This is a genomic window from Pseudomonas sp. SF2, assembly GCF_036858055.1.
Classification (GTDB): domain Bacteria; phylum Pseudomonadota; class Gammaproteobacteria; order Pseudomonadales; family Pseudomonadaceae; genus Aquipseudomonas.
Genome location: NZ_JAMBDI010000010.1, coordinates 56,604 through 68,117, shown reverse-complemented (window position 1 = coordinate 68,117; position 11,514 = coordinate 56,604). Strand labels below are relative to the sequence as shown.

8 protein-coding genes are annotated in these 11,514 nt (G+C 66.5%); 7 read left to right on the top strand and 1 reads right to left on the bottom strand.

The features are described 5' to 3' along the window. Positions 1 to 3: 3 nt before the first annotated feature. The 6 genes from treZ (at position 4) to M2S36_RS07315 (ending at position 10,011) form a co-directional block, all read left to right on the top strand. Positions 4 to 1,746 (top strand): malto-oligosyltrehalose trehalohydrolase, encoded by a 1,743-nt coding sequence (gene treZ, locus M2S36_RS07340; RefSeq protein WP_333956900.1) that lies wholly within the window; start codon positions 4 to 6, stop codon positions 1,744 to 1,746. Then, complete coding sequence (gene malQ / locus M2S36_RS07335; RefSeq protein ID WP_333956899.1) at positions 1,743 to 3,812, top strand: 4-alpha-glucanotransferase; 2,070 nt, start codon at positions 1,743 to 1,745, stop codon at positions 3,810 to 3,812. Before treZ ends, malQ begins: the two co-directional genes overlap by 4 nt. Beyond that, positions 3,809 to 6,583: a malto-oligosyltrehalose synthase gene (locus M2S36_RS07330; protein ID WP_333956897.1), complete on the top strand. Its 2,775-nt coding sequence runs from the start codon at positions 3,809 to 3,811 to the stop codon at positions 6,581 to 6,583. The genes malQ and M2S36_RS07330 overlap by 4 nt, the downstream gene beginning before the upstream one ends. A gap of 14 nt (positions 6,584 to 6,597) precedes the next feature. After that, positions 6,598 to 6,846 (top strand): DUF2934 domain-containing protein, encoded by a 249-nt coding sequence (locus tag M2S36_RS07325; RefSeq protein ID WP_061551133.1) that lies wholly within the window; start codon positions 6,598 to 6,600, stop codon positions 6,844 to 6,846. Between the two features lie 151 nt (positions 6,847 to 6,997). Next, entirely contained in the window at positions 6,998 to 9,151 is a 2,154-nt protein-coding gene (gene glgX, locus M2S36_RS07320) for a glycogen debranching protein GlgX (RefSeq protein ID WP_333956896.1), read from the top strand. Between the two features lie 65 nt (positions 9,152 to 9,216). Next, entirely contained in the window at positions 9,217 to 10,011 is a 795-nt protein-coding gene (locus tag M2S36_RS07315) for an endonuclease/exonuclease/phosphatase family protein (RefSeq protein ID WP_207831122.1), read from the top strand. A gap of 3 nt (positions 10,012 to 10,014) precedes the next feature. Here M2S36_RS07315 and M2S36_RS07310 read toward each other — a convergent pair whose 3' ends face one another. Next, positions 10,015 to 10,140 carry a hypothetical protein gene (locus tag M2S36_RS07310; RefSeq protein WP_267955677.1) on the bottom strand — a complete coding sequence of 42 codons (126 nt, stop codon included), beginning with the start codon at positions 10,138 to 10,140 and terminating at the stop codon, positions 10,015 to 10,017. Positions 10,141 to 10,327: 187 nt separating this feature from the next. Between M2S36_RS07310 and M2S36_RS07305 the strand changes: the two genes are divergently transcribed. Beyond that, positions 10,328 to 11,404: an autotransporter domain-containing protein gene (locus tag M2S36_RS07305; RefSeq protein WP_233693651.1), complete on the top strand. Its 1,077-nt coding sequence runs from the start codon at positions 10,328 to 10,330 to the stop codon at positions 11,402 to 11,404. Positions 11,405 to 11,514 lie beyond the last annotated feature (110 nt).

Sequence of the window (11,514 nt, the reverse complement as noted above, 5' to 3'; positions counted from 1 at the left end):
AAGATGCACAGGCATGGCGCACACCTGCTGGACGCCACGTCGGCGCGCTTCGCCCTCTGGGCCCCGGATGCGCGCAGCGTGAGCGTGGAACTGGAGCAACAGCCGGCCATCGAGCTGTTGCCCGATGATGATGGCTGGTACACCGGCGTGGCCCCGTGCCGGGCCGGGGACCGTTACCACTACCGTATCGACGGTGCACTGCAGGTGGCCGACCCGGCCTCGCGCTACCAGCCTGAGGGCGTACAGGGCCCAAGCCAGGTGGTGGATGTGGCCGGCTATGCCTGGCAACACCCCTGGCAAGGCCGGCCCTGGCACGAGGCGGTCATCCAGGAGCTGCATGTCGGCTTGCTCGACGGCTACGTCGGGGTCGCCCGGCAACTGCCTCGCCTGGCCGAGCTGGGCATCAGCGCCATCGAACTGATGCCGCTGGGGCAGTTCCCCGGCGAGCGCAACTGGGGCTACGACGGCGTGCTGCCCTATGCGCCGCAAAACACCTATGGCAGCCCAGAGCAATTGTGTGAGCTGGTCGACCAGGCCCATGGCCTGGGGCTGATGGTGCTGGTCGATGTGGTGTACAACCATTTCGGCCCCGACGGCAATTACCTGCACCGGTACGCCAGCCCGTTCTTCCGCGACGACCGGCAGACGCCTTGGGGCGCAGCCATCGACTTCCGTCGCCCGCAGGTGCGCGAGTACTTCATCCAGAATGCCCTGATGTGGCTGTGCGACTACCGCTTCGATGGCCTGCGCCTGGACGCCGTGCACGCCATCGACCAGCCCGACTTCCTGATCGAGCTGGCACAAAGGGTACGCGCGGCAGTGGAGCCGGGCCGCCAGGTGTGGCTGGTACTGGAGAACGAGCACAACCAGGCCTTCCTGCTGGAACAAGGCTTCGACGCCCAGTGGAACGACGACGGCCACAATGCCCTGCACGTGCTGCTGACCGGCGAAACCGAAGGCTACTACGCCGACTACCAGCAGCGCCCCATCGACCAGTTGGCCCGCTGCCTTGGCGAAGGCTTCGTGTTCCAGGGCCAGGCCAACCGCCATGGCACGCCCCGCGGCGAGCCCAGCGGGCACCTGCCGCCCAGCGCCTTCGTGCTGTTCCTGCAGAACCACGACCAGGTCGGCAACCGCGCCCTCGGCGAGCGCCTGACCCGCCTGTGCCCGCCGCCGGCGCTGCGGGCGGCCACCGGCCTGTTGCTGCTGGCGCCGATGATCCCACTGCTGTTCATGGGCGACGAAGACGGCAGCTGCCGGCCGTTCCTGTTCTTCACTGACTTCCATGACCAGCTGGCTGACGCCGTGCGTGAAGGCCGGCGCGGCGAGTTCGCCCATTTCGCCGCTTTCGCCGACCCCGAGCAGCGCCAACGCATCCCCGACCCCAACGCCGAACAGACCTTCGAGGCATCCCGCCCGCAGGCCTGGGAAGTGATCGCCGGCTGGCACGGCCTGTACCAGCAGTTGCTCGACTTGCGCCGCCGCCATGTGATCCCCCACCTGCCTGGCAGCCGCGCGCTAGGTGCCGAGGTGCTCGGCGACAAGGCACTGACCGCACGCTGGCGCCTGGGCGATGGCAACACCCTGCGCATTGACCTGAACCTGGACGCCAGCCCACAGGCGGTCGAGTTGCCCGCACCAGCCACCCGGCTGTTCGACAGCAGCGACGCCCGGCACCCCGATACTCATCTGGCCGCGTACAGCTGCGTGGTCAGCCTGCTTCCACCTGCCCAGGAGCGCCCATGAGCGAAACCGCCCTGCACCGTCTGGCGACCCGCGTCGGGCTGAGCCGCGACTGGATCGACGCCAACGCCCGGCCCCAGCGTGTCAGCGACGAGGTGCTGCGCAACATCCTTGCAGGCCTTGGCCACCCGGCCGCCGATGACGCCGCCATTGCCGCCAGCCTGCGCGCCGTCGACGCTGCCGAAGACAGTGAGCACCTGCCGCCGCTGCTGACCGCCGACCTCGGCCAGCCACTGCCACTGGCGCGCTACTTCAGCGCCGCCAGCGTCGCGCACTGCACCCTCGAAGACCACGCCTCACTCACCCTATGCCTCGACGACCAGGCTCGCCTGCCTGGTGAACTGCCCATCGGCTACCACCAGGTGGAAATCGACAGCCGCCGCTTCACCGTGGCCGTGGCCCCGCCACGCTGCCACAGCCTTGAAGACCGTGTGCCGCAGCCGCCACCGCGCTGCTGGGGCCTGGCGGTGCAGCTGTACAGCTTGCGCCGCCCCGGCGATGGCGGCTACGGCGACTGCCTGGCCCTGGAACAACTGGCCCGAGCGGCCGCCGAGCGCGGTGCCGATGCCCTGGCGATCAGCCCGATCCACGCCCTGTCGGCCATCGACCAGACGCACTACAGCCCCTACTCGCCCTCCAGCCGCCTGCTGCTCAATACCCTGTACGCCAGCCCGGCCGCGCTGCTGGGCGAGCGGGCTGTGCGCGTGGCCATCGAAGCTTGCGGCCTGGAGCAACAGCTGGAGGACCTGGAACAAGCCCCGCTGGTCGACTGGCCGCGTGCCGCCGGTGCCCGCCTGCGCCTGCTCGAAGCCCTGTACCTGGGCTTCAGCCAGGGCGAGCACCCGCTGCGCACGGACTTCGACAGCTTCCGCGAAGCCGGTGGCCAGGCCCTGGAGCACCACTGCCGCTTCGAGGTGCTGCAGGCGCAGGCCGTAGAGCATGGCCTGGGCGCCGACTGGCGCAACTGGCCCAAGGCCTGGCACGACCCTTACCACCCGGAAGTGGAGGCCTTCGCCAAAGCCTACCCGGCCAAGGTCGAGTTCCATGCCTTCTGCCAATGGCTGACCGAACGAGGCCTGCAACGCGCCCAGGAAGCGGCACGCGGCAACGGCATGGCGGTCGGCCTGATCGCTGACCTGGCGGTGGGCGCCGACGGTGCCGGCAGCCAGGCCTGGAGCCGCCAGGACGAGCTGCTGGCAGGCCTGAAAGTGGGCGCACCGCCTGACATCCTCAACCGTGCCGGCCAGGACTGGGGCATCTGCGCCTTCTCGCCCGAAGGCCTCAAACGTAACGGTTACCGCGCCTTCATCGAAATGCTGCGAGCCAATCTCGCCCACGCCGGCGGCCTGCGCATCGACCATGTCATGGGCCTGCGCCGGTTGTGGCTGATACCGCAGGGGAGCAAGCCCAGCGAAGGTGCCTACCTCAACTATCCGCTGGACGACCTGCTGCGCCTGCTGGCGCTGGAGTCGGTGCGCCACCAGGCGATCATCCTCGGCGAAGACCTGGGCACCGTGCCTGACGGCCTGCGCGAGCAACTGGCGGCCAAGGCCGTACTGGGCATGCGCGTGCTGCCCTTCGAGCAGACCCAGCCCGGCCATTTCAAGCCGATTCTCGACTGGCCGGACAACGCCCTGGCCACCACCGGCACCCACGATCTTGCGCCGCTGGCCGGCTGGCTGGAAAACCGCGACATCGACTGGAACCACCGCCTGCAACTGATCGACGCCGCCACCGAACTGCACTGGCGCCACGAACGGCAAAAGGAGCACGACGGCCTGCGCCGTACCCTGGAGGCCAACTACGGCTCGCTGCCGGACAACGACGCGCTGATCGATGCGGCCATCCGCTACGTCGGCCACACCCGCGCACCGTTGGTACTGGTGCCGCTGGAAGACCTGCTAGGCTGCGACGAACAACCCAACCTGCCGGGCACCACCGCCGGCCACCCCAACTGGCGCCGACGCTTTGCCCGGCCGGTACGTGAGCTGCTCGACGACGAAGACGCAGCAAGGCGCCTGGAACTGCTGGCCCAGGCCCGCGAACAGGCCTGGGAGCGTGACCGATGAAAGCGCTGACCGCGACCCTGCGCCTGCAATTTCACAGTGACTTCACCCTCGATCACGCGGTGCCGCTGGTGCCGTACTTCGCCCAGTTGGGCATCAGCCACCTGTATGCGTCGCCTATCCTCAAGGCCCGCGCCGGCTCACGCCACGGCTACGATGTGGTCGACCCGACCTGCGTCAACCCCGAACTGGGCGGCGAGGCGGCGCTGCAACGGCTGGTCGCGGCCCTGCGCCAGCACGGCATGGGGCTGATCCTCGATACGGTGTCCAACCACATGGCCGTGGGCGGTGCCGACAACCCCTGGTGGCAGAGCCTGCTGGCCTGGGGCCGACGCAGCCCGTATGCGGAATTCTTCGACATCCAGTGGCACTCCAGCGACCCGCTGCTGGCCGGCCAGCTGCTGTTGCCGTTCCTCGCCTGCGACTATGGCGTGGCGCTGAAAAATGGCGAGATACCGCTTGAGTTCGACAAGCACCATGGGCAGCTGCAAATCGCCCATTACCAACACCGCTTCCCGATCTGCCCGGTCGACTATGGCTGGATTCTCGCCCTCAGCCCGGAACCGGCGCTCAAGGCCCTGGCCGAACGCTTCACTGCGTTGAACGCATCGGCCACGCCGCTGGCCGACGCCCTGCCGCTGCAAGCCGAACTGGCGCGCCTGGCAGGCGCAGGCGTCGACCTTGCGTCGGCCCTGGTGGCGTTCGACAGCCGTAGCGAGAATGGCTTCAAGCGCCTGCACCTGCTGCTGGAACGCCAGACCTACCGTCTGGCCAGCTGGCGCACCGCCGCCGACGACATCAATTGGCGGCGCTTCTTCGACATCAACGAACTGGGCGGCCTGCGGGTTGAACGCGCCGTGGTGTTCGAAGCCACCCACGCCAAGCTGTTCGAGCTGATCGAACGTGGCCTTGTGGACGGCCTGCGCATCGACCATATCGACGGCCTGGCCGACCCGCGCGGTTACTGCCGCAAGCTGCGCCGGCGGGTCGATGGCCTGCTGGCGCGGCGGCCGTTGCATGCAGCCCTGGAGCATTTCCCCATTTACGTGGAGAAGATCCTCGGCGCCAACGAGCACCTGCACCGCGACTGGCTTACCGATGGCACTACCGGCTATGAGTTCATGAACCAGGTCTCGCTGTTGCAGCACGACCCGGCGGGTGAAGCAGCGCTGACCGAGCTGTGGGCCAATGCAAGCGAACGCCCGGACTTCCCCGAGGAGGTGCGCCAGGCTCGCCACCTGGTGCTCAATGCCAGCCTGGCCGGCGACTGCGAGTCGGTGGCCCAGGCGCTGTTGCAGGTAGCGCGCAACGACCTGATGACCCGCGACCTGACCCTGGGCGCTATCCGTCGCGCCTTGCAGGCGCTGGTGGCGCATTACCCGGTGTACCGCACCTACTTCAATGCCTGCGGGCGCCCGGCAGAAGACGAAGGGTTTTTCCAGCAGGCCCTGGCCAATGCCCGCCAGGACCTCGGCGAAGCCGACTGGCCGCTGCTTGAGCACCTTGAACAATGGCTGGGCGGGCAAGCCTGGCGCAACCTGCCAGCGGGCCGGGCACGCAAGCAACTGCGCCACGCCTGCGTGCGCTTCCAGCAACTGACCGCGCCCAGCGCCGCCAAGGCCGTGGAAGACACCGCCTTCTACCGCAGCGCACGGCTGCTGTCGCGCAACGACGTGGGCTTCGACGCCGAGCGCTTCAGCGCCCCGCTCGAACACTTCCACAACGAGGCCCAGCGACGCCTGCGCGACTTCCCCGACAACCTGTTGGCCAGCGCCACCCATGACCACAAGCGCGGCGAAGACACCCGCGCGCGCCTGGCCGTGCTCAGTGAGCGCGGCCCGTGGCTGGCCAGCCGAATGGAACACTGGCGCGAACTGGCGACACCGTTGCGCACGCAACTGGACGACGGCCTGGCGCCCAGCCCCGGCGATGAGCTGATGCTGCTGCAGACCTTGCTGGGCAGCTGGCCACTGGACCTCGACCTGCACGAGGACAACGCCCTGCGCCAGTACGCCGAACGCATTCGCCAGTGGCAGCAGAAGGCCCTGCGCGAGGCCAAGCTGCGCAGCAGCTGGAGCGCGCCGAACGAGGCCTACGAAGGCGCCTGCGCCCGCTACATCGACGGCCTGCTGCTGGACAGCGAGAACCAGCAGCTGCGCAAATCCCTGGCCGATGCCGCATACCTGCTGGCCTGCCCCGGTGCCCTCAACGGCCTGGTCCAGGCCCTGCTGCGCATGACCACGCCGGGCGTACCTGACCTGTACCAGGGCACCGAATACTGGGACTTCAGCCTGGTCGACCCGGACAACCGCCGCGCCGTGGACTACGCTTGCAGGCGTCGCACCCTGGACGATGCAACACCTGTAGCCGAACTGCTGGCGCACTGGCGCGACGGCCGCCTCAAACAGGCGCTGATCGCCCGGGTGCTGGACTGCCGCCAGGCCCACGCCGAGTTGTTCCGCCAGGGTGCCTACCTGCCGCTGAGCGTGCACGGCCGGCATGCCGACAAGGTGGTGGCCTTTGCCCGCCTGGGCGAAGGCGAGCGAGCCGTCATCATCGCGCCACGCCTGGCCAGTACCCTGCTGGCGGGTGCACCGATACCCCTGATCCCGGCACAGAACTGGGACGATACCCGAGTAAGCCTGCCGTTTGCCTTGTCGCCTGCCAACTCGACGGGACTTTTCCCCAGTGCTGCGGTCAGCTCTTCCAGGGAGCTGCTGTTGAGCGCCGTGCTGGCGGAGTTTCCGGTCAACCTGCTGATACAACAATCTTGAGCATCAGGAGCGTCATGATGAGTGTTGATGAAAAACGTATCCGCGAATTTGCCTACCAGATCTGGGAATCCGAGGGTAAGCCTGCCGGCCAGGAAGACCGCCATTGGGACATGGCCCGCAAGCTGGCCGAAGCCGAGGCACTGGCCCCCAAGGCGGCGCCGCGCAAGCGGGCGCCGGCCAAGCCCAAGGTAGCGGCTGAGCCGGTTGAGAAAGCCGTAGCGGTGAAGAAGCCCCGGGCGGTGAAAAAGCCGGCTGCCGGTTAAGCCTGTACCGGCCTCTTCGCGGGCTTGCCCGCTCCCACAGGTAGGCGCCAGGCCTGAGTGTGGCGCCGTACCTGTGGGAGCGGGCAAGCCCGCGAAGAGGCCGGTGCAGGACTGCACAGCTCCCCCTCCACCACGGCCATAGAGGACCGCCATGAGCCCCCGCACCCCGAAGAAAACCCGCTCGGTCGCCCCATCGCGCATCCGTGAAGGCCTGCCCTTCCCCCTCGGTGCCACCTGGGATGGCCTGGGGGTCAACTTTGCCCTGTTCTCGGCCAACGCCACCAAGGTCGAGCTGTGCCTGTTCGACTCCACTGGCGAACACGAAATCGAGCGCATCGAGCTGCCCGAATACACCGACGAGATCTACCACGGCTACCTGCCCGACGCGCACCCCGGGCTGATCTATGGCTACCGCGTGCACGGCCCCTACGAGCCAGAGAACGGCCACCGCTTCAACCCCAACAAACTGCTGATCGACCCGTATGCCAAGCAACTGGTCGGCAGCCTGCAATGGTCCGAAGCACTGTTCGGCTACACCATCGGCCACCCCGACGGCGACCTGTCGTTCGACGAACGCGACAGCGCGCCCTTCGTGCCTAAGTGCAAGGTGATCGACCCTGCCTTCACCTGGGGCCGCGACCAGCGCGTGCTGATCCCCTGGGAACGCACGATCATCTACGAGGCGCACACCCGTGGCATCAGCATGTGCCACCCGGCAGTACCGGAAAACCTGCGCGGCACCTTCGCCGGCCTGGCCAATGACGAGCTGCTCAGGCACATCAAGGAGCTGGGCGTTTCCAGCATCGAGCTGCTGCCGGTTCACGCCTTCGTCAACGACCAGCACCTGCTGGACAAGGGCCTGAACAACTACTGGGGCTACAACAGCATCGCCTTCTTCGCCCCCCACCCGCGCTACCTGGCCAGCGGCAAGATCGCCGAGTTCAAGGAAATGGTCGCGCACCTGCACGACGCCGGGCTGGAGGTAATCCTCGACGTGGTCTACAACCACACCGCCGAAGGCAACGAGCGCGGGCCAACGCTGTCGATGCGCGGCATCGACAACGCCTCGTACTACCGCCTGATGCCGGACGACAAGCGCTATTACATCAACGATTCCGGCACCGGCAACACCCTGGACCTGAGCCACCCCTGCGTGCTGCAGCTGGTCACCGACTCGCTGCGCTATTGGGCCGGCGAAATGCACGTGGACGGCTTCCGCTTCGACCTGGCGACCATTCTTGGCCGCTACCACGACGGCTATAGCGAACGCCACGGTTTCCTCGTCGCCTGCCGCCAGGACCCTATGCTGAGCCAGGTGAAACTGATCGCCGAGCCCTGGGACTGCGGCCCGGGCGGCTACCAGGTGGGCAACTTCGCCCCGGGCTGGGCAGAGTGGAACGACCGCTTCCGCGACACCGTGCGCGCCTTCTGGAAAGGTGACGAAGGCCAACTGGCCGACTTTGCCTCGCGCATGACCGCCTCGGGGGACATGTTCAACAACCGTGGCCGGCGCCCCTATGCCTCGGTCAATTTCGTCACCGCCCACGACGGTTTCACCTTGCGCGACCTGGTGTCCTACAACCACAAGCACAACGAAGACAACGACGAGAGCAACCAGGACGGCACCGACAACAACCTGTCGTGGAACTGCGGTGTCGAGGGGCCAACCGACGACCCGGGCGTGAATGCCCTGCGCATGCGCCAGATGCGCAACTTCTTCGCTACCCTGCTGCTGGCCCAGGGCACGCCGATGATCGTCGCCGGTGACGAGTTCAGCCGCACCCAGCACGGCAACAACAATGCCTATTGCCAGGACAGCGAGATCGGCTGGGTGAACTGGGACCTGGACCAGGAGGGTGAAGAGCTGCTGGCCTTCGTCAAACGCCTGACTCGCCTGCGCCTGGCCTACCCGATACTGCGCCGCTCGCGCTTTCTGGTGGGCGACTACAATGAGGCAATCGGGGTCAAGGACGTGACCTGGCTGGCACCGGATGGCAACGAGATGAGCGTGGAGCAATGGGAAGACCCGCACGGGCGATGCCTGGGCATGTTGATCGATGGCCGCGCGCAGGTCAGTGGCATTGCCCGGCCAGGCGCCGAGGCCACCGTGCTGCTGATCGTCAATGCCCACCATGACATCGTACCGTTCGAGTTGCCGACGGTACCCGATGGGGATTACTGGAGTTGCCTGGTCGACACCGACCGGCCGGAGCTGCGCAAGGGGCAGCATCTGCAGTTCGACAGCACCTTCGAGGTCAAGGGGCGGTCGTTGCTGCTGATGGTGTTGCAGCGTGATGAGGAGTGAACCTGAACCGCGGGTATGTGTCCCTTTTGCAGGAGCGGCGCAAACCCGTTGACCGAGGAGTAACCGTGAACCCCGAAGCCGGCAGTAAAGGTTTCGCCAGCGACAACCAGGCCCCGGCCGTGAAGCGGCTGCGGGTGCTGACGGTGAATACCCACAAGGGCTTCACCGCCTTCAACCGGCGCTTCATCCTGCCGGAACTGCGCGAGGCGGTGCGCAGCACCCAGGCCGACATCGTCTTCCTCCAGGAGGTGCTCGGCAGCCACGACCGCCACGCCGCGCGCTACCCCGGCTGGCCGCAGACCTCGCAGTACGAGTTCCTCGCCGACAGCATGTGGAGCGACTTCGCCTACGGCCGCAACGCGGTCTACCCCGACGGCCACCACGGCAACGCGCTGCTGTCCAGATACCCGATCATCGAACACCGCAACCTCGACGTGTCGATCACCGGCCCCGAACGTCGTGGCCTGCTGCACTGCATCCTCGACGTCCCCGGCCAGCGCCAGGTACATGCCATCTGCGTGCACCTGTCGTTACTGGAAAGCCACCGCCAGAAGCAGCTGCAACTGCTGCGCAAGCTGCTCGAGTCCTTGCCCGCCGATGCCCCGGTGATCATCGCCGGCGATTTCAACGACTGGAAATCCCACGGCAACCGCACCCTGGGCCTGCAGCATGACCTGCACGAGGCCTTCGAGCGCCACCATGGCCACCTGGCCCGCACCTACCCTGCGCGCCTGCCGCTGCTGCGCCTGGACCGCGTCTACCTGCGCAACGCCGAAAGCCATGGGCCGCGGATTCTGGGGCACAAACCTTGGTCGCACCTGTCGGACCACCTTCCGTTGGCGGTCGAGGTCAGGCTCTAGCAATCATTTTTCATAGTCACCACACGGCAAATAGCGAACCCCGCTATAGCCCTCTGTTTTACCAGGAAAATCAATTGGTTGAGCCACGCCACGGAACATGAACACTTCCTTCACGCTTTCTTGACGCAAGCGGCGCCCTCTCCTTAGCTGAACATATCAAGCAGTAATGATCTCGCGCCGGGCCTCTAGCTCGCGCCTTCGTGCGCGCTGGCGAAAGCCGGGCGTGCTGGTTTGGGTCGCCCACTGTTTTTGCCGTACAGCTCGTGACAACAGGCCAGGTCCTAGGGCTGTAACACAAAAACAAAGGAGATCCGCCATGAAAAGCACCTCGAATCCCTTGCGCTTCGACAGCATTTTCTACGCGGTTTCCACGTCGCTGCTTCTGGCAACCCCGGTGGAAACTATCGCGTATGAATTGCAGGACGACCCGGCCTCGCCCGGCTTCCTGCAACAACCGGCAGTACCACAGTTGTCGCTCGACCCGATCAGCGCCAGTGGCTTGAGTATCGGTACCTTGACTGCGTTTTCGCAGAAGATGAGCGAGCGCCATGGGCAGGCTGCACCGGACCTTGTCGCCAGCCAGTGGGCGCAGTTCTTTCCGATCGCGCCAGGCAAGGGTGCGCAACCACCAGACCAGCTGGAGGCACCCAGCCAGCAACTGATGATCGGCCCGGACCTGTTTGTGCGTGAAACTGCAGCGGGCAATGTGCACCGCGCGGGGATTTTCGTCGGGCACAACAACCTGCAGACCAACTTCAACGGCACGCGCCGGCTGCTGGGCGACAAGCAGCGCAACGCGGTGAACCTGAGCGGGGAAAGCCTGGGGGTGTACTGGAGCATGACCCATGAGCAGGGCTGGCACCTGGATGCCGTGGCCATGGGCTCGCGCATCGACGTCAATGGCCGTGGCGAGAACGGCCAGCGGCTGGACGACAGCGGCCACGCGGTGTCCTTCTCGCTGGAGGGGGGCATCCCCATCGGCCTGGGGGGCGGCTGGGTGATCGAGCCGCAGGCGCAGTTGATCAACCAGCAGTTCTTCCCCGGCAGCCGGGCGCAGGAAGAGACCTTGCAGGCCTTCGACAGCCAGCCGAGCTGGAGCGGCCGGGTGGGTGCCAGGCTGTCCGGACGCTATGAGGTACGCGGCATGCCGATCGAGCCCTATGTACGGACCAACGTGTGGTATGACTTCAGCAATGCCGAGGAGGTGAAGCTGGACCAGGTCGACAAGATCTCCAGCTCGCGCTACTCGACCACGGTGGAACTGGGGTTGGGGCTGGTGGCGCGGGTGACGCCCACGGTGGCGCTGTTTGTCAGTGCCGATTACAGCAGTGACGTGGACGACAATGACCTGAACGGGTTGATTGGCAGCCTTGGGGTGCGGATGCGGTGGTAGGCAGGTTCGGCCCTTTCGCGGGTGAACCCGCTCCCACAAGGACCGCACAGGGTCTGAAGCTTGTGCAATTCCTGTGGGAGCGGGTTTACCCGCGAAGAGGCCAGTACTGG